Here is a 17,609-nt window from a genome sequence, read left to right as displayed (position 1 = left end):
GACGATCAGAATGAACTTCAGCGAGATGCACGGCTATTACCTCGAGGATCTCAAGGTCGGCATGTCGGCGGTGTTCGGCAAGACAGTCAGCGAGGCTGATATCGTGGCCTTCGCCGGCGTGTCGGGCGATACCAACCCGATCCATCTGCATGATGGTTTCGCCAAGACGACGCGCTTCGGCCAGCGCATCGCGCACGGCATGCTGGGCGGCAGCTTCATCTCGACCGTCATCGGCACCAAGCTGCCAGGCCCGGGTTCGCTCTATGTCTCGCAGACCCTGAACTTCCGGGCACCCGTGAAGATCGGCGACACGGTGACCGCGCGCGTCGAGATCGTCGACATCGATGCCACGCGCCGTCGCGTCCGCCTGAAGACGGAATGCCACTGCGGCGATACGGTCGTGATCGACGGCGAGGCCGTGGCGATGGCGCCCCGTCGCCCGGCGGCATAATTTCTCTCTCCCCGGAAGGGGAGGGGCAAGGTGCGTAGGTTCGCTGTGACTGACATCCCCATCTTTGATGACTGGCAAGCGGTACCCGCGGCATGGCGCGGCGGTGTGGTGCCGCTGGGCAATTTCGACGGAGTGCACCGCGGGCACCAGGTGCTGCTGGCCAAGGCCGCCGATCTCGCGCGCACCGGCTCGCTGCCCGTGACGGCGTTGACCTTCGAGCCGCATCCGCGCGCGTTCTTCGTGCCCAACACCGGGCCGTTCCGATTGACGCTGCTGCCGGCCAAGGCGCGGCTGTTGGCCGCGCACGGCGTGGGCGCCGTGCTGGCGCAGCGCTTCGACACGGCCTTCGCGGCGTTGTCTGCCGAAGCGTTCGTGCGGGACGTGCTGGTCGGCGGCCTGGGCGCGCGTCATGTCGTGTGCGGCTACGATTTTACGTTCGGTGCCCGGCGCAGCGGCAATGTCGAGCGCTTGCACGAATTCGGCGCCGCGTTTGGTTTCGGTGTCGAGGTGCTCGACCCGGTGATGCGCGAGGGCGAGATCTACTCGTCGACCGGCATCCGCGAAGCGCTGCGGTTGGGCATGGTCGGCGAAGCCGCCGACTTGCTTGGCCGGGCATGGGAAGTCGAAGGCGTGGTCGAGCAGGGAGACCGGCGCGGCCGTACGATCGGTTTTCCCACCGCCAATGTCGCGCTGGGCCAGCATCTGCGCCCGCGTTTCGGAGTCTATGCCGTGCGCGCCGGCCTCGAGGAGCAGGGCCGCATCGTGTGGCGCGACGCGGTCGCCAATCTCGGCCGTCGTCCAACGGTCGGCAAGCTGGTCGAGAACTTCGAGGTCCATCTGCTGGACTATGACGGCGATCTCTATGGCCGCACGGTGCGGGCCCAGTTCATCGACTTCATCCGGCCCGAGATGAAGTTCGCCGGTCTCGATGCGCTGAAGGCCCAGATCGCCGCCGACGCGGCCGCCGCGCGCAAGATCCTGGCTGGCGCGAGTGAATGAGGCAGCGGCGCGCCATCCGGCCCGAAGCAGCACATGGACCCTGACCTGACACTGCTTCTGCAGGTGGCGGTTCTGATGGCCGCCGCCGGTGTTTTGGTCGGCACCGTCGCCGGCTTTTTCGGTGCGCGCTACGAAGTGCTCGATCTGGCGGCGCATTTCCGTCCGCATCTGGCGATCGCCGCCGCGGTGGTCGCCGTGATGGCGATTCTGGTGCTCCATTCGCCGCCCACTGCCGGGCTGGCCGCCGTCATGGCGTTGGGCAATATCGCTGCCATGCGCGACGAGTTTCGCTATTGCGTGCGCCCTGCGGCGGCGGATGGCGAGGGAGCAACGCTCACCATCGGCGTGTTGAATGTGAATTTGAGGAACGGCCGTCACGCGCCCGTCGAGCAATGGATCCGGCAGACACAGCCTGATGTGTTGGTGGTCGTCGAGGCGTCGGCGGGCTGGATCGAGGCGCTCGATCGGTTGGCGGACGTCTACCCGTATAGGGCGCTGCAGCGCACGACGTTTGTCGCCATGATCGCGCGGCGACCGTGGACGTCCCTTGACGTCATCGCGGGGCTCCGCCCGCGGCAGCCGATGCTGGTGGCAAAGTTCGATGTCGGCGGCACGATCTTGACGGTGATCGGTGCCCATCCCGCCTCACCCAAGGGCCGGCGCCGCATGCGCGTGCGCGATGCCGAGATCGCTGCCATCGGGCAACAGGCCGTCGCGGCAGCAGGGCCGGTGGCTGCCGTCGGCGATTTCAACGCGACGCCGTGGAGCGCGCCGATGCGGCGCTTGGTGCGTACGACGCCGTTGCGCTACGCCGACCTCGTCGCCACGACGTGGCCGACCTTCCTGCCGCGCTGGCTCGGCATCAAGATCGACCACGTCATGCTGGGCAACGGCTGCACTTTGGTCGACTACGCTGTCGGACCCGATGTTGGCTCGGACCACCGTCCGGTGTTGGCGACTGTTCGTTGTGCGCCGTCGGCAACGTGACGGCGCGCGACGCAAAGCCGCGCAGGGTGCATTGGTACGGCAGATGATTTGCACGAGTCGTGCACATCGCGATGCTACAGACGGTGTGCATGCGCGCTGTACTGATTGATGCTGTGAGAGCCAGCCTGAGGGTCCTGCTGCTGTTGGCTGTGGCCGCCATCGCGCTGGCCACGGTCGCCGGTTTTTTCGGCGAGGCGAGTGCCTGGCTCGACTACGCAGCGCACTTCCGTCCGCACCTCGGCGCCGCAGCCGTGCTGGGTGTCCCGCTAGCGCTGGTATTGACCGCCGGTTGGCGCCGCAGGGGGCTGCTGGTGATGTTGGTGGCCGCGGCCTTCGGCAACATCGACGCGATGCTGGGCGAAACCCGCTACCGCGCCGCCGTGGCCGAGGAATACGTTCCCGTGCCGCTGAAGATCGCCGCGGTGAACGTCTATTTCTTCAATCGCGAGCATCACCGCGTCGAGCAGTGGTTGCGGCAGGAACAGCCCGATATCGTGGTTCTCACCGAGATCGACAGGACCTGGGCCGACACCTTCGACCGGCTCGCCGATCTCTACCCGCATCAGGCCACCCGCCGGACGGCGTTCGTCACCATGATCGCGCGTCGGCCGTGGACGTCCTTTGCCGTCGCTGCCGGACCGCGGCGCGGACAGGGTATCCTGGTCGCGCGTTTCGACGTCGCGGGCCAGCCGTTTACGGTGATCGGCGCCCATCCCGCATCGCCGATCCACCCGCTTTATGTCGAGAGCCGCAACGCCGAACTCGACATCATCGCCCAGCTGGCAGCCAGTGCGCCGGGGCCGGTGGTGGCGGTGGGCGATTTCAATGCCACGCCGTGGAGCGCACCGATGCGGCGGCTGGTGCGTACCTCGCCGCTGCGCTACGCCGATCTCGCGGCGACCACCTGGCCGACCTTCCTGCCGCACTGGCTCGGCATCAAGATCGACCACATCATGCTGGGCAAGGGCTGTGGCGTTGCCGATTATGGTGTCGGGCCGGATATCGGCTCCGACCACCGGCCGGTGGTCGCCACCATCCGCTGTGCCGCGCCGACGGCGCTGTAGGAGCCATCACCGGGGACTGGATGCGCCGACTGATCGTTGTGGCGATGGGACTATCGCTGTTCATGGGATCCGCCCGGGCCGCGGAGCCCTATCTCTACGAGCTGATCAAACAGCCGGCCTACCGCACATCGCTGGCGGCCCTGCTGCGGCCCCTGGGCGAGCGCGACGGCTACCTGGTCGAAGTCCTGAAGGAAAAGGGCAATTATCTGGCGTTTCCGTCACGGCAGGTCACCGTCGATGGGCAGCCCTATCGGCTCGTCACGGCATGCGAGCCGCGCATGGATTGCACGGAGTCCGGCAGCGCGTTCCTGTTCACCCCGGCCGGCGATCGGGCGTGGGCATTGGTCTACCGCACCGGCATGCCGGAGACCTATCTGGGCGCTCCCAGCGACGGGCAGAAGCTGGTGCTGGACGGCGCCCTGAGGTAGGCGCGGCAGGCAATCCCGCCCTGCCTTGACCCCCGGCGGCGCGGTTCGTATCTTGCGCCGATGTTGTTGCGGCGCGTCATATGCTTGCAGCCCGCCCGTGACGGGCGAATTAGCCGCCCGGCCCGCTGATCGCGGCCGGGTAATCCTCTGATTCGTCTCACTTTTTCGACGCCGCCCCGGCGCTGTGCGCCGGCCACCAACGACGAGTTCTCGCCGTGACCGCCGACTACCGATCGACCGTTTTCCTCCCCGCCACCGATTTTCCCATGCGCGGCGGCTTGCCCAAGAAGGAGCCCGAGCTGCTGGCCTTCTGGGCGCGCCTCGGGCTGTTCGAGCGCCTGCGCGCCGAGTCCAAGGGCCGCGAGAAGTTCATCCTTCACGATGGGCCGCCCTACGCCAACGGCAACATCCACATCGGTACGGCACTGAACAAGATCCTCAAGGACGTCGTCACCCGTAGCCAGCAGATGCTGGGCAAGGACTCGCACTACGTGCCGGGCTGGGACTGCCATGGCCTGCCGATCGAATGGAAGATCGAGGAGGAGTACCGCGCCAAGAACAAGGATAAGGACCAGGTGCCGGTGGTCGAGTTCCGCCGCCAGTGCCGCGCCTTCGCCGAGCACTGGGTCAACGTCCAGCGCCAGGAGTTCAAGCGCCTGGGCGTGATCGGCGACTGGGAAAATCCCTACAGCACCATGAGCTTCGCGGCCGAGGCTGCGATCGCTGCCGAGCTGGGCAAGTTCCTGATGAACGGCGGCCTGTTCAAGGGCGCCAAGCCGGTGATGTGGTCGGTGGTCGAGAAGACGGCGCTGGCCGAGGCCGAGGTAGAGTACCACGACCACAAGTCGACGACGGTGCATGTGCGCTTCCCGGTGGTCCGCTCGCCGCAGGCGGCACTGGACGGCGTATCGATCGTGATCTGGACGACGACGCCGTGGACCATCCCTGCCAACCGTGCGCTGGCGGTGGCCGGCGACGTTGAATACGCCGTCTACGTGGTCGATGCCGTGGCCGACGGTTCGCTGGCCAAGGTCGGTGAGAAGCTGCTCTTCACGCCGGCGCTGTTCGACGACATCAAGGCGGTGCTGCGCGTCGAGCGCATGTCGCGCCAGGCAACGTTCAAGGGTGACGATCTGGTCGGCACCGTGTGCGCCCATCCGTTCGCCAGGCTCGATCCATTCTACGACCGCGATACGCCGGTCTTCACCGGCGATTTCGTCACCACCGACGCCGGCACCGGCGTGGTGCACATCGCGCCCAGCCATGGCGCCGACGACTTCGAACTCGGCCGCAAGAACGGCATCCCGGCCGAGGACTACGTCACGGGCGAGGGCACGTACTTCCCGCGGGTGGCGTTGTTCGCCGGCAAGCGCGTTTACACGCCGGATGGCCGGCCGGGCGACGCCAACGGCGCCGTCATCACCAAGCTGGCCGAGTCGGGCACCCTGCTGGCCAAGGGCTCGCTGGTGCATTCCTATCCGCATTCCTGGCGGTCGAAGGCACCGGTGATCTTCCGCTGCACCCCGCAGTGGTTCATCGCCATGGATCGGCCGATCGAAGGCATCGACGGCTCGCTGCGCGAGGTGGCGCTGCGTGCCATTGAAGCCACCCGCTTCGTGCCGCCGGCCGGCCAGGTCCGCCTGCGTTCGATGATCGAGCTGCGACCCGACTGGTGCGTCTCGCGCCAGCGCGCCTGGGGTGTGCCGATCACGGTGTTCCTCGACAAGGAGACCGGCGAGCCGTTGCGCGATCCCAAGGTGATGGAGCGCATCGTGGCGGCGTTCCGTGAGGAGGGTGCCGACGCCTGGTTCGTGGATCCGCACCGCTTCCTGGGCAGCGACTACGATCACGCGCGCTACGAGGCGGTGACAGATATTCTCGACGTCTGGTTCGACTCGGGCTCCACCCACAGCTTCACGCTCGAGGGCCGGCCCGAGCTGAAATGGCCGGCGTCGCTCTATCTCGAGGGCTCGGATCAGCATCGCGGCTGGTTCCACTCCTCGCTGCTGGAAAGCTGCGGCACGCGCGGCCGGGCACCCTATGACGCGGTGCTGACGCACGGCTTCACGCTCGACGAGCAGGGCCGCAAGATGTCCAAGTCGCTGGGCAACGTGATCGCGCCGCAGGACGTGTGCGACCAGTATGGCGCCGACATCCTGCGGCTGTGGGTGGTGGGCTCCGACTATGTCGAGGACCAGCGCATCGGTCCCGATATCCTGAAGCATCACGCCGACGCCTACCGACGCCTGCGCAACACGCTGCGCTACCTGCTGGGCAGCCTGGCGGGCTTCACGGCGGCCGAGCGCGTGCCGGTGGCGGAGATGCCCGAGCTCGAGCGCTGGGTGCTGCATCGCCTGGCCGAGCTCGACGGCGAGCTGCGGCGCGCGGTCGACGACTTCGACTTCCACACGATCTCGACGACCCTGCACAATTTCTGCGCCGTCGACCTCAGCGCCTTCTATTTCGACATCCGCAAGGATGCGATCTATTGCGACCGGCCCGATGCGCCGCGACGGCGCGCCGCGCGCACGGTGATGGCCGAACTGTTCTCGTTCATCACGGCCTGGCTGGCGCCGCTCGCCTGCTTCACCGCCGAGGAGGCGTGGCTGGCGCGGCCCGGTGCCGGCACCGACGGTGGGCCGGAAAGCGTGCATCTGCGCACCTATCCCGAGATCCCGGCGGCATGGCGCGACGAGGCGCTGGGCGAGAAGTGGCGCAAGATCCGCGCCCTGCGCCGGGTGGTGACCGGTGCGCTTGAGATCGAGCGCGCCGAGAAGCGCATCGGCTCCTCGCTACAGGCGGCGCCCACGGTGTTCGCCACCGAGGACTACATCGCGGCGCTGGCTGGCCTGGATCTCGCCGAGATCTCCATCACGTCGGACGTCACCCTGAAGGCGGGGGAGGCGCCGGCCGGTGCCTTCACGCTGCCTGACGTATCGGGCGTGGGCGTCGTGTCCGACATTGCCGGCGGCAGCAAGTGCGCGCGCTGCTGGCAGGTCCTGCCCGAGGTCGGCACGTCCACACAGCACCCCGAACTCTGCCACCGCTGCGAGGACGCCGTCGAGGCGCTGCCCAAGGTGGCGGCGTGATGACGGGCAAGAATCCCTCCCCCAGCCATGCGGGGGGAGGTGGCCGTTTCGGTACTTCAACACTTTGCGTCGAAGCACCCGAGCCGGAGGGGCGCCTCCCCACTGCACGGGGGAGAGGAGCATGACCCCCCTGGTTCGTCTCGGCATGGGGCTGGCGGTTGCGGTTGCGATTGTCGATCAGGTTTCCAAGCACCTTCTGAAAGCGCTGCTGACCGAGCGCGGCGGTGCTATCGAGGTGATCCCCGGCTTTTTTGACTTGGTGACGGTGTGGAACCGCGGCGTCAGCTTCGGCATGCTCGGCGGCGACGGTATCGGCGTGCTGCCGCCCTGGATGCTGTCGGCCGTGGCAGTCGCTATCAGCATTGCGCTTTTTCTATGGCTACGGCGCATTACGTTGCGGTGGACCGCCATGGCCATCGGTCTTGTCATCGGCGGCGCCGTCGGCAATGTTATCGACCGCGCCCTCTGGGGCGCGGTGTTCGATTTTGCCGATTTCCACGTCAGCGGCTGGCATTGGCCGGCCTTCAACGTGGCCGATGCCGCCATCGTGCTGGGTGTTGCCGCATTGTTGGTGGAATCGGTATTTCGGCCGCAGGAAAGCCGGCGCAGGGACGGCTGACGAGGAACAAACATGAAAGCCAAGGTCGTACGGGGTCTCGCATTGATCGGCGCAGTGTCGGCGCTCGGCGCGTGCTCCGCCTTCCAGAATCTGGGTGGTGCCAAGAAGGTGTCGCCTGACGAGTTCCGCATCGTGGCGCACGCGCCGCTGGCCATGCCGCCCAACGCCGACCTGCGGCCACCGCAACCCGGCGCACCGCGGCCGCAGGAGCAGACGCCGGCGGACGAGGCGCGCAGCATCGTGACGGGCACTGGTGGCGGCACCGCGCCGGCGGGCGCCAGAGGCCGTGCGCCGGCCGGTGGGCCCAGCGCCGGCGAAAGCGCGTTGCTCGCCAGGACCGGCCAGAGCGGTCCTTCGGTCGACCCGGACATCCGGTCCAAGGTGAACCGCGAAAGCCGCGTGATCGCCGACAGCAACCGCTCCGTGATCGACAGCCTGATCTTCTGGCAGGACACGCCGGCACCCGGCGTCGTGCTCGACCCCGCCAAGGAGCAGCAGCGGCTGCGCGAGTCGCAGGCTTCCGGCACCGATCCCAACAAGGGTGGCACGCCCACCATCGAGCGCCGCCGGCGGGGCATGCTGGAAGGAATCTTCTAGGTCGGTCGTAAGCGTCCTCGCGCCGTGGCGCACGGGGACGCCCACGCCCTCAGTAATCCCAACGGCATCGTGATGATGATCAGGACCCGGCTCGGGTACAGTGGACGCTATGCTCACACGGCGTGATGTGCTGGCCGCCGGATCGGTGGCCTCGTTGTTCGGCCTGATGGCACCGCTGTCGGCCCGGGCCCAGACCAAGGTCTCGATGCCGGCCTTGCCGCCGGTCCCGTCGACCACCACCTTCGAACTCGCCAACGGGCTGCAGGTCATCGTGTTGCCCTCGGCGCGTGCGCCGATCGTCAACCAGATGATCTGGTACAAGGTTGGTTCCGCCGACGAGCCGGCGGGCAAGTCGGGCATTGCGCATTTCCTTGAACATCTGATGTTCAAGGGCACGCCCACGGTGCCGGCCGGCGAATTCTCGAAGATCGTCGCGCGGGTGGGCGGCAACGACAACGCCTTCACCAGCTACGACTACACCGCCTATCACCAGACCATCGCTGCCGATCAGCTTGAACTGGTCATGCGGATGGAAGCCGACCGCATGGCCAATCTGATCGTGGCCGAGCAGGAATTGCTGCCCGAGCGCGATGTGGTGCTGGAGGAACGCAGGACGCGCACCGACAACCAGCCCGCAGCGTTACTCGACGAGGTGACCCGCGAGGCGCTCTACGGGCGGCAGGGGTATGGCATCCCGGTGATCGGCTTTGCCCAGGAAATCCGCGGCCTGGGCGTTGCCGATGCTCAGTCGTTCTACGATCACCACTATGCGCCCAACAACGCCGTCCTGCTGATCGCGGGCGATACCACGGGCGATGCCGTGCGGGCGCTGGCTGACAAGTACTACGCAGCCGTCCCACGCAAGCAGGTACCGCCGCGCACGCGCAGCACTGCCATCGGCACCGGCCTGCCGCGTACCGTCGAGCGACGCGATCGGCGGGTCGCACAGGCAGAATGGTCGCGCGACTATGTGGCGCCGAGCTACCGCCTGGGCGAGACGCGCCACGCCTACGCATTGCAGGTCCTGGCGCAGGCGCTGGGAGGCGGCCAGACCGGCCGCCTCTATCGCACCCTGGTGCTGGACAGCAAGGTCGCCATAGATGCCAGCGCTGGTTATTCGGCGCAGACGCTGGGATTGACGAGCTTCGGCATCGGCGTGACACCGGCACCGCAGAAGACCGTGGCTGATGCCGCGGCGGCGGCGCAGCAGCAGGTTGTCCGGTTGCTGCGTGATGGTCTGACCGACGACGAGATCGACCGGGCCAAGCGCCGGTTGCTGGCAGCCGCCATCTATGCTCGCGATTCGCTGACGAGCGGTCCGCAGATGTACGGCTCGACCTTGACGACGGGCGGCACCATGGCCGACGTCGATGAATGGCCGACCCGCATCGTTGCCGTCACGTCGGGCCAGATCGTGGAAGCGGCGCGTGCCGTGCTCGACGAGTCCCGCAGCGTCACGTCGCTGCTGCTGCCGGAGAACGGCTGATGCGCCTTCTGTTTTGGGACCGCGCGCGTCCACGCGCGCATCGGCGCGGAAGCGCCGACAGTCGTTCGCTCTTCGCTTTGCTGCGAGCGAGTGCGGGCGTGGACGCCCGCGGTCCGAAAAGGCGCCGCTTCATCCTGGGCGGCATTGTTGCGATGATGGCCGTCCTCGTCACGTCGCCGGCGTTCGCTATCGACATCAAGACCTTGACCACGCCGGCCGGCATCAAGCTGTGGCTGGTCGAGGATCGCACGGCGCCCGTCATCGCCATCAGCTTTTCGTTCGAAGGCGGCTCGGCGCAGGATCCCGCCGGTAAGGAAGGACTGGCCCAGCTTGCCGCCTCGCTGCTGGATCAAGGTGCCGGCCCGTACGATGCAGCCGCCTTCAAGGGTCGCCAGGAAGATATTGCGGCTCGGCTCAGCTTCGGCGTCTCGGTTGATCGCTTCAGTGGCAGCGTGCGCATGCTGCGCGAGTATCGCGAGCAATCGATCGACCTGCTGCGGCTGGCCCTGACCGAGCCGCGGCTGGACGCCGACTCGATCCAGCGTCTGCAGCGACAGTTCGTGAGCGGCCTGAAGCAGGCCGAGCAGTCGCCGGGCTCGGTCGCCAACCGCACCCTGTTGAAGGCGGTGTTCGGCAGCCACCCGTACGGCCGGCCGGCCGACGGCACCGTCGCCGGCATCGAAGCCATCACGGTCGATGATCTGCGCCAGCAGGTGAAGCGCCAGTTCGCGCGCGACCGCCTGCGGCTGGCCGTGGTGGGCGATGTGACCGAAGCCGAGATCGTGGCGCTGGTCGATCGCGCCTTTGGTTCGCTGCCGGCCACCACGGGGCCGGCCGATGTCCCGAAATGGACGCCGCAGGCCAGCCGACCTGGCGGCCGCACCCTGGTGGTGGCGCGCGAGGTGCCGCAGAGCGTCGCCCTGATCGCGATGCCCAGCCTCAAGCGCGACGACCCCGACTGGTACGCTGCCACGATCATGAACCACGTGCTGGGTGGCGGCGGCTTCTCCGGCCGGTTGATGAACGAGGTGCGGGAGAAGCGCGGATTGGCCTACGGCGCCTACAGCCGGCTGTCGACCTATCGGCAGGCCGGCCTGCTGATCGCCTCGGTCGGCACCGCCAACGAACGTGTCGCCGAGTCGGTCAAGATCATCCGCGAACAGCTGGCGCTGATGGCCACGGACGGCATCACCGAGGCCGAGTTGGCCGATGCCAAGACTTATCTCAACGGTGCGCTGGCGCTGACCCTGGACTCCACCAAGTCGATTGCCGGCCTGCTGCTGTCCATGCAGGTCGACGGCCTGGCGCCTGACCACATGACGCGCCGCAAGGAACTGATCGATCGCGTGACCCTGGCGGACGTCAAGCGCATCGCCCAGCGCGTCTTGCAGCTGGATGCCACGGTGACCGCCGTCGTCGGCAAGCCGCAGGGCGTCACAGCGAGCGAATAGTAGAGTGGATCATCATCCCGAGCGCAGCGAGGGATCTTTCGGTGCAGGCGCACCCGTGCGTCACTTGCAGAAGATCCCTCGCTGCGCTCGGGATGACAGCTGTATCAGGACGCGTGCTTCCGAGTACCAGGGACAGCATCCCACTCGGCCTGTACGTCGGCATCGGATTCGGCAACCCGACGCCGCTCGCGCTCTTCCCTGAACGCCGTCGGTGACAACTGCATCAATGCCCATACCGCAGCGCCACGGACCAATGGGCTGGTGTCGTCCAACAGGTGCCGCACCGCCGGCAGGGACTGAGCATCTGCCGAATTGCCCAGCGCGATCGCGACGTTGCGCACGAAGCGGTCACGGCCGCTGCGCTTGATCGCGGTGCCGCTGAACAACCGGCGGAAGGCCGCGTCGTCGAGCGCGGCAAGGTCGGTCAGCCGCGGTGCCGCGGTGCCGGGGCGGGGTGCGAACGCTGCTTCGCGCGCGGTCTGCGCGAACTTGTTCCACGGGCAGACGGCCAGGCAGTCGTCGCAGCCATAGATGCGGTTGCCGATCGGGGCTCGAAATTCGCGCGGGATCGGGCCGGCATGCTCGATGGTGAGGTAGGAAATGCAGCGCCGCGCGTCGAGCCGCCCGGGAGCGGGGAAGGCCCCGGTGGGGCAGATGTCCAGGCACGCGCGGCAGGTACCGCAATGATCGCGCTCGGGCTCGTCGGCCGGTAGGGCCAGCGTGGTGAGGATCTCGCCCAGGAACAGCCAAGAGCCGTGCGTGCGGGAGACCAGGTTGGTGTGCTTGCCCTGCCAGCCCAGCCCGGCACGCGCTGCCGCCGGCCGTTCCATCACCGGCGCGGTGTCGACGAACACCTTCAGCTCGCGGCCCCAGCGGTTCCATATCCACAGGCCCAGCGCCTTCAGACGCGATTTCACCACCATGTGGTAGTCGCGGCCCTGGGCATAGACCGCGATCGCGGCACGATCGCGCTGCGCGAGCACGGCCAGCGGGTCGTGGGCCGGGGTGTAGGTCATGCCCAGCGCAATCAATGTCCCGGCGCGGGGCCACAACCGTGCCGGGTTCGCACGGGTCTCGGTGTCGTCGGCCAGCCAGTCCATGTCGCCGTGCCAGCCCTGGTGCACGAAGGCGGCCAGGGCGTCATGCTGCTCGGGCGGCGCCTGGGCCGCGGCAAAGCCCACGGCATCGAACCCCAGGCGCTGTGCCTCGGCGCGAATCTCCTCGCGGATCGCGCGCGGATCGCTGGGCGCGCGTCGTTTCAGGCCCGGAGCGGGATGGCGGGTCATCGGCGCAACCTGCGCTTTGCCGCGCGGTGACTCAACTCCGTCGTGACCAATTTGAGCCGTCGCGCCGTCGGTTTCCCATGCCGCGCCCGGGCCACAATTGCTGCCGACAGTGTGAATCATCGGTCAACGGTGGGAGGCCGCGATGAGACTGCTTCTATCGTCGGCTGTCGTCAGCCTGGGTTTGGTCGGTGGCGCCTTCGAAGCCGCCGCCGATTCGCGTACGGAGAAGTTCCGCGACCGCGGCTGCGATGTCGAGCGCAAGTATGACAAGGGCGGCAAGTACGAGCAGAAGGTCGAATGCAAGCCGGGCCACCAGCACGCCTTTCGCGACGGACGGCGCGCCGGCAAGGAGGAATACCGGCGCGGCCGCTGCGAGATCAAGCGGGAGTGGAAGGAAGACGGCGAGTACAAGGAAGAGGTGAAGTGCAAGTAAGCATGCCGGCCGGTCATGATTTCGGCGGCCAATGCTTCTTGTTGTAGTTGTCGCTCAGGACGGGCAGTTGCGCCAACGATGTGAGCTGAAACAGCTCGCAATAATACTGGAAATTGTCTGCGTTGATTATTTTATCTCTATCTTCGAGTTCTGAGCAGCTTTTCATGCCGTATTCGATGTCCTCAGTCCCCAGCACCAGGTGACTGATTTCGTGGATGATCGTGCCGGCGGCCGAATTGGTGCCCAGTGCCGAAAGCGTGTTCACGAGCGGTGGGCAAAAGGCGATCCGCGCGGTGAAGTCATCCTTTGAATACGACACGCAATCGCTCGTGAGCACATAGGCGTATGCGTTTTCCGAAGGATCATAGTTGATGGTCCAGTCTTGGGAGACCATCGCGATATAGATCGCATTGAGTTTTGCACTCACGGAAGCCGGACCACGCTTTCCCCAGAAGCGGGTGAAAGCAGCCTTGGCATTCTTGTAGGTCGGCGAGGTCGTCGGGAGAGACAGGAGCGATCCCGCGCTCATTGCAGCTTTGTGGACCAGCGTTTTCGCGTTCATGAACGCGGCATTGTAGAGATCCGTGGGAACCGTGCCAAAGCCGTTGAAAGTGACAGACATCGAGTCTCTCCCGACGAGGCCGATCGACGACGCGTCAATCTCAGTTGAGCAGGTGCAACTGTTCGTACGGATCAGCCGGTCCGTCGACTGGCATCCCGTATCAATTCGACTGTCATTGCGTATCAATGCCGCCCGGTGCCGAGCGGCCATGGGTGGTGACCATAAGGCGCATGCCGGTTTTGCCGGCGATGTCGTCTTTTAGCGACGATCCTCTTCCTTTAGTCTGGGCCACATGAAACGACCCCTTATCGGCGTGACACTCGATGCCGAGCAGCCTGGCGGCTACTCCAAATTCCCCTGGTACGCCGCCCGCCAGAACTACTTCGGTGCCGTGGTGGCGGCCGGCGGCCTGCCGGTGGCACTACCGCATGAGCCCGATCAGGCCGTCGACTACCTTGACACCATCGATGGCGTGTTGGTGACCGGCGGCGCGTTCGACGTCGATCCGGCATACTACGACGGTGGCGCACGCCACAGCACGGTGATCACCAAGGACCGGCGCACGGCCTTCGAGTTCGCCATCACCCGCGGTGCCATCGAGCGTGACATGCCGGTGCTCGGCATCTGCGGCGGCCAGCAACTGCTGCATGTCGTGCTGGGCGGCAAGCTGATCCAGCACATCCCCGACGCGGTGCCCGACGCGCTGGCGCACGAGCAACCCAATCCACGCGATCAGGCCGGCCACGAGGTGGCCGTCAAGCCGGGAACCCTGCTGCACCGCCTGGTCGGCGTCGACCGCCTGCCGGTCAACAGTGCCCACCACCAGGCGGCGCTCGACGAGCCCAGCGGCGTCGTGGTGAACGCCGTCGCCGACGATGGCGTGATCGAAGGCATCGAAGTCACCGGCCGGCGCTTCTGCCTGGGTGTGCAGTGGCACCCCGAGTTCCACATCAGCGACGGCGACAAGCGGATCTTCGCCGCCTTCGTCGCGGCCTGCCGCGGCTGACCACGACAGGGCTCAGGGCACGATGGTGGTGAACAGGTAGACGACAAAGATCACGAGATGCACGGCGCCCTGCAGCACTGTCGTGCGGCCGGTGCCCAGCGACAGCGTCGCCACCAGCAGCGACAGCGCCAGCAGCACCATCTCCTTGAGGTCCAGGCCCAGCACCAGGGTCCAGCCGGTGGCGAGCGCGACCATGGCGACGGCCGGTATGGTGAGTCCGATCGAGGCCAGCGCCGAGCCCAGCGCCAGGTTGAGGCTGGTCTGCAGCCGGTTGACTCGGGCTGCCTTCAGGGCCGCCAGGCTTTCGGGCAGCAGCACGATGGCGGCGATGATGATGCCGACCACAGCCTTGGGGGCGCCCGCAGCGTCGACCGCCGCCTCGATCGTGGGGGCGAGCGCCTTGGCCAGCAGCACCACGGCCACCAGGCAGGCCAGCAGCAGCGCCGCGCTGATCGCCGCCACGCGCGTACTGGGCGGCGCGGCATGCGCCTCGGCATCATGTGCCGCATGGCCTTCCGGCAGGAAGTAATCGCGGTGGCGAACGGTCTGGATCAGGACGAAGGCGCCGTAGAGCACAAGAGACACGATGGCGACCAGCGCCAGCTGGCCCCCCGAGTAGACGGGGCCGGCGACCGTTGTGGTGGCGTTGGGCAGCACGAGGGTCAGAACGGACATGGTCGCCAGCGTTGCCAGTGCCGCGTTGACGCCGTACAGGCCGAATGCCTGTTCGCCGTGACGCGAGCCACCGGCAAGCAAGCACAGCCCGACCATGCCGTTGAGAATGATCATGACCGCCGCGAAGATGGTATCGCGGGCCAGCGACGCCGTCGTCTCGCCGCCGGCCAGCATCATCGACACGATCAGCGCCACCTCGATCACCGTCACGGCCAGCGCCAGCACCAGCGTGCCGAACGGCTCACCGACGCGATGGGCCACAACCTCGGCATGATGGACTGCCGACAGCACACACGCGACCAGGCCCGCACCCAGCACCACGATGAACACCGGATGGGCAATAAACAAGGATATGCCCAGCAATATCCAGCCCGCGAGCGGGCTGATCCAGGTCCAGGGAGGCAGGTGATCGCGCAGCATGAGATGACCGATAGCGTGTGACGGACTCTGCGACACTGAAGGACGATCCTTCATTTGTCGATGACGTTTGAGTTTCGTACCGGATGCGGTGAAGGACCTTGCGGTGGTGCGCATGGTCTGTCATGTCGATCGTCGTGAGGAGCGTGCGTCACCCGCCATGACATCGACCGGTTCGAGCAGCATAGCGCGCGGCGTTGTCCTGATGATCGTCGCCATGCTGATCATCCCGCTTGTCGATGGACTGGCTAAATTCCTGAGCGCCGGCTACTCGCCGCTGTTCCTCAGCTGGGCACGCTACGTCGTGGCGTGTGCCATCGTCCTGCCGGTGGCTGCCGCCTATCGCGGCCGGCGGGTCTTCCCGGCCGAGCGTCGCGTTGCCCACGCCTTGCGCACCGTGTTCCTGGTCATCTCCATGACGCTCTATTTCATGGCGATCGCGCGCATCCCGTTGGCGACCGCGGTCAGCGCCTACTTCGTGGGCCCTATCATTGCGGTCGTGCTGTCCGTCCCGGTTCTCAAGGAGAGCCTGACCGCGCGCAAGGTGCTGAGCCTTGTCCTGGGCTTTGTCGGAGCGCTCGTCATCTTGCGGCCGGGTGCGACCATCGAGCCGGGGCTTCTGCTGGCGTTCGGTGCTGGCCTGTCTTTCGCGCTCTACATCATCGCTACGCGCCAGGCGGCACAGGACAGCGACCCTCTGCAGACATTGGTCTTCCAATGCGTGGTCGGCGCCTTGCTGATGACACCGCAGGCGGTCGCATCGTGGACGACGCCGGCATGGAGCGATCTCGTCTTCTTCGTCGGCCTGGGTGTTTTTTCTGCCGTCGGTCACATTCTGTCGATCGTCGCTTTTCGCCTGGCCGACGCCTCGACGCTGGCCCCGCTGGTCTATGTCGAGCTGATCGGTGCAGCGGCCATCGGCTATCTCGTCTTCCACGAGGTCCCCGGTCCCGGCACCTTGATCGGCGCTGCCTTGATCGCGGCCGGCGGCCTGATCCTGCTGCAGCGACAGCGGCCGGCATAGCGAGCGTGATCCACCTCTTGCCGTCGGTGCAACCTTGATGGCTCAATCGCGGCGGCGAACAGGGAGGCCGAGCCATGGCATGGTCGCCGGATCCGGAAGCGTTGCGCGGCCGCGTGGCGGTCGTCGCGGGCGCGACGCGCGGAGCGGGACGCGGTATCGCGGCCGCCTTGGGCGAGGCGGGCGCCACGGTGATCTGCACCGGCCGGACGACGCGCCAGGCGCGATCCGAGTACAACCGCGCCGAGACGATCGAGGAGACCGCCGAACTTGTCACGCGCCTCGGCGGTACCGGCATTGCCATGGCCGTCGATCATCTGGAGCCCGATCAGGTGAGGCATCTGGCCGAGACGATCCGCAACGATCACGGCCACATCGATGTGCTCGTCAACGATATCTGGGGCGCCGAGAAGCTCAAAGGCGGACCAGCCCAGTGGAATACCCCGATCTGGAAGCTCAGTCTCGACGATGGTCTTCGGATCCTGCGGCTGGCCATCGAGACGCATCTCGTCACATCCCATCATCTCCTGCCGCTTCTGATCGACCGGCCTGGCGGCCTGCTGGTGGAGGTGACGGACGGTACGAGCGACTACAACGCGTCACGCTACCGGATCTCGGTGTTCTACGACCTCGCCAAGGTGGCTGTGAATCGCCTGGCGTTCTCCCAGGGGCATGAGCTGGCGTCCCATGGCGGCACCGCGGTTGCCATTTCACCGGGCTGGCTACGCTCGGAAATGATGCTCGACAACTTCGGTGTCGGTGAAGCGAACTGGCGTGATTGCGTGGGGAAGGCCGCGCCGGCGGACTTCGCCCTCTCCGAATCGCCTCGATATGTCGGGCGTGCCGTGGCCGCCATGGCCGCCGATCCTGCGCGCGCCCGATGGAATCAGAAATCCGTCAATTCCGGTCAGATGGCGGCTGAATACGGCTTCCAGGACCTGGACGGTTCGCGTCCGGACATCTGGCGTTACATCACCGAGATCCGCGAGACCGGCCGCGAAGCCGATCTCGACAGCTATCGTTAGTCCCATCGCAACC

General features: G+C 66.7%; 17 protein-coding genes. 14 read left to right on the top strand and 3 right to left on the bottom strand.

What is annotated here, in order from left to right:
* The first annotated feature begins 10 nt into the window (after nt 1-10).
* The 10 genes from FQU96_RS26205 (at nt 11) to FQU96_RS26160 (ending at nt 11,171) form a co-directional block, all read left to right on the top strand.
* The gene (locus tag FQU96_RS26205; RefSeq protein ID WP_146544306.1) at nt 11-451 is read left to right on the top strand and encodes a MaoC family dehydratase; all 441 of its coding nucleotides are present in this window, start codon (nt 11-13) and stop codon (nt 449-451) included.
* A 30-nt stretch (nt 452-481) separates the two neighbouring features.
* Complete coding sequence (locus FQU96_RS26200; RefSeq protein ID WP_255468555.1) at nt 482-1,450, top strand: bifunctional riboflavin kinase/FAD synthetase; 969 nt, start codon at nt 482-484, stop codon at nt 1,448-1,450.
* A 33-nt stretch (nt 1,451-1,483) separates the two neighbouring features.
* Nucleotides 1,484-2,437 carry an endonuclease/exonuclease/phosphatase family protein gene (locus FQU96_RS26195; RefSeq protein ID WP_146544305.1) on the top strand — a complete coding sequence of 318 codons (954 nt, stop codon included), beginning with the start codon at nt 1,484-1,486 and terminating at the stop codon, nt 2,435-2,437.
* An 89-nt stretch (nt 2,438-2,526) separates the two neighbouring features.
* On the top strand, nt 2,527-3,501 hold the full coding sequence (locus FQU96_RS26190; protein ID WP_178130711.1) for an endonuclease/exonuclease/phosphatase family protein: 975 nt from the start codon (nt 2,527-2,529) through the stop codon (nt 3,499-3,501).
* A gap of 20 nt (nt 3,502-3,521) precedes the next feature.
* A complete protein-coding gene (locus FQU96_RS26185; protein WP_146544303.1) occupies nt 3,522-3,929 on the top strand; it encodes an Ivy family c-type lysozyme inhibitor in 408 nt (135 codons plus the stop codon).
* A 266-nt stretch (nt 3,930-4,195) separates the two neighbouring features.
* Nucleotides 4,196-7,018: an isoleucine--tRNA ligase gene (ileS, locus tag FQU96_RS26180; protein WP_218574867.1), complete on the top strand. Its 2,823-nt coding sequence runs from the start codon at nt 4,196-4,198 to the stop codon at nt 7,016-7,018.
* 121 nt (nt 7,019-7,139) lie between these two features.
* Nucleotides 7,140-7,637 (top strand): signal peptidase II, encoded by a 498-nt coding sequence (lspA, locus tag FQU96_RS26175; protein WP_218574865.1) that lies wholly within the window; start codon nt 7,140-7,142, stop codon nt 7,635-7,637.
* A 12-nt stretch (nt 7,638-7,649) separates the two neighbouring features.
* A complete protein-coding gene (locus FQU96_RS26170; RefSeq protein WP_146544301.1) occupies nt 7,650-8,234 on the top strand; it encodes a DUF3035 domain-containing protein in 585 nt (194 codons plus the stop codon).
* A 109-nt stretch (nt 8,235-8,343) separates the two neighbouring features.
* Nucleotides 8,344-9,720: a pitrilysin family protein gene (locus tag FQU96_RS26165; protein ID WP_146544300.1), complete on the top strand. Its 1,377-nt coding sequence runs from the start codon at nt 8,344-8,346 to the stop codon at nt 9,718-9,720.
* A gap of 98 nt (nt 9,721-9,818) precedes the next feature.
* Entirely contained in the window at nt 9,819-11,171 is a 1,353-nt protein-coding gene (locus FQU96_RS26160; RefSeq protein WP_178130710.1) for a pitrilysin family protein, read from the top strand.
* 104 nt (nt 11,172-11,275) lie between these two features.
* Here FQU96_RS26160 and queG read toward each other — a convergent pair whose 3' ends face one another.
* The gene (gene queG / locus FQU96_RS26155; RefSeq protein ID WP_146544298.1) at nt 11,276-12,457 is read right to left on the bottom strand and encodes a tRNA epoxyqueuosine(34) reductase QueG; all 1,182 of its coding nucleotides are present in this window, start codon (nt 12,455-12,457) and stop codon (nt 11,276-11,278) included.
* Nucleotides 12,458-12,599: 142 nt separating this feature from the next.
* Between queG and FQU96_RS26150 the strand changes: the two genes are divergently transcribed.
* Nucleotides 12,600-12,890 carry a hypothetical protein gene (locus tag FQU96_RS26150; RefSeq protein ID WP_146544297.1) on the top strand — a complete coding sequence of 97 codons (291 nt, stop codon included), beginning with the start codon at nt 12,600-12,602 and terminating at the stop codon, nt 12,888-12,890.
* Nucleotides 12,891-12,903: 13 nt separating this feature from the next.
* Here the strand turns inward: FQU96_RS26150 and FQU96_RS26145 are convergent, their stop codons facing one another.
* Nucleotides 12,904-13,512 carry a M35 family metallo-endopeptidase gene (locus FQU96_RS26145; protein ID WP_178130709.1) on the bottom strand — a complete coding sequence of 203 codons (609 nt, stop codon included), beginning with the start codon at nt 13,510-13,512 and terminating at the stop codon, nt 12,904-12,906.
* Between the two features lie 232 nt (nt 13,513-13,744).
* Here FQU96_RS26145 and FQU96_RS26140 point away from each other — a divergent pair, with 232 nt between their 5' ends.
* On the top strand, nt 13,745-14,458 hold the full coding sequence (locus FQU96_RS26140; protein ID WP_146544295.1) for a gamma-glutamyl-gamma-aminobutyrate hydrolase family protein: 714 nt from the start codon (nt 13,745-13,747) through the stop codon (nt 14,456-14,458).
* A 12-nt stretch (nt 14,459-14,470) separates the two neighbouring features.
* Here FQU96_RS26140 and FQU96_RS26135 read toward each other — a convergent pair whose 3' ends face one another.
* Nucleotides 14,471-15,553: a calcium:proton antiporter gene (locus tag FQU96_RS26135; RefSeq protein ID WP_146544294.1), complete on the bottom strand. Its 1,083-nt coding sequence runs from the start codon at nt 15,551-15,553 to the stop codon at nt 14,471-14,473.
* Between the two features lie 67 nt (nt 15,554-15,620).
* On the opposite strand from FQU96_RS26135, the gene FQU96_RS26130 reads away from it, so the two are divergent.
* Together FQU96_RS26130 and FQU96_RS26125 are read left to right on the top strand one after the other, a co-directional pair.
* Entirely contained in the window at nt 15,621-16,574 is a 954-nt protein-coding gene (locus FQU96_RS26130; RefSeq protein WP_146544293.1) for a DMT family transporter, read from the top strand.
* A 74-nt stretch (nt 16,575-16,648) separates the two neighbouring features.
* The gene (locus tag FQU96_RS26125; protein WP_146544292.1) at nt 16,649-17,596 is read left to right on the top strand and encodes an SDR family oxidoreductase; all 948 of its coding nucleotides are present in this window, start codon (nt 16,649-16,651) and stop codon (nt 17,594-17,596) included.
* Nucleotides 17,597-17,609: the final 13 nt, after the last annotated feature.

Origin of the sequence: Reyranella sp. CPCC 100927 (assembly GCF_007859315.1) — a bacterium.
GTDB lineage: Bacteria > Pseudomonadota > Alphaproteobacteria > Reyranellales > Reyranellaceae > Vineibacter.
The sequence above is the reverse complement of the archived record's forward strand: the minus strand, read 5'-3'. Positions and strand labels throughout refer to the sequence as shown.

Excerpts from the sequence above, each read along its gene's own strand:
- FQU96_RS26135 (WP_146544294.1), bottom strand. The coding sequence starts at position 15,553 with ATGCTGCGCGATCACCTGCCTCCCTGGACCTGGATCAGCCCGCTCGCG.
- FQU96_RS26185 (WP_146544303.1), top strand. The coding sequence starts at position 3,522 with ATGCGCCGACTGATCGTTGTGGCGATGGGACTATCGCTGTTCATGGGA.
- FQU96_RS26145 (WP_178130709.1), bottom strand. The coding sequence starts at position 13,512 with ATGTCTGTCACTTTCAACGGCTTTGGCACGGTTCCCACGGATCTCTAC.
- FQU96_RS26170 (WP_146544301.1), top strand. The coding sequence starts at position 7,650 with ATGAAAGCCAAGGTCGTACGGGGTCTCGCATTGATCGGCGCAGTGTCG.
- lspA (WP_218574865.1), top strand. The coding sequence starts at position 7,140 with ATGACCCCCCTGGTTCGTCTCGGCATGGGGCTGGCGGTTGCGGTTGCG.
- queG (WP_146544298.1), bottom strand. The coding sequence starts at position 12,457 with ATGACCCGCCATCCCGCTCCGGGCCTGAAACGACGCGCGCCCAGCGAT.
- FQU96_RS26195 (WP_146544305.1), top strand. The coding sequence starts at position 1,484 with ATGGACCCTGACCTGACACTGCTTCTGCAGGTGGCGGTTCTGATGGCC.
- FQU96_RS26140 (WP_146544295.1), top strand. The coding sequence starts at position 13,745 with ATGAAACGACCCCTTATCGGCGTGACACTCGATGCCGAGCAGCCTGGC.
- FQU96_RS26150 (WP_146544297.1), top strand. The coding sequence starts at position 12,600 with ATGAGACTGCTTCTATCGTCGGCTGTCGTCAGCCTGGGTTTGGTCGGT.
- FQU96_RS26190 (WP_178130711.1), top strand. The coding sequence starts at position 2,527 with ATGCGCGCTGTACTGATTGATGCTGTGAGAGCCAGCCTGAGGGTCCTG.
- ileS (WP_218574867.1), top strand. The coding sequence starts at position 4,196 with ATGCGCGGCGGCTTGCCCAAGAAGGAGCCCGAGCTGCTGGCCTTCTGG.
- FQU96_RS26165 (WP_146544300.1), top strand. The coding sequence starts at position 8,344 with ATGCTCACACGGCGTGATGTGCTGGCCGCCGGATCGGTGGCCTCGTTG.
- FQU96_RS26205 (WP_146544306.1), top strand. The coding sequence starts at position 11 with ATGAACTTCAGCGAGATGCACGGCTATTACCTCGAGGATCTCAAGGTC.
- FQU96_RS26125 (WP_146544292.1), top strand. The coding sequence starts at position 16,649 with ATGGCATGGTCGCCGGATCCGGAAGCGTTGCGCGGCCGCGTGGCGGTC.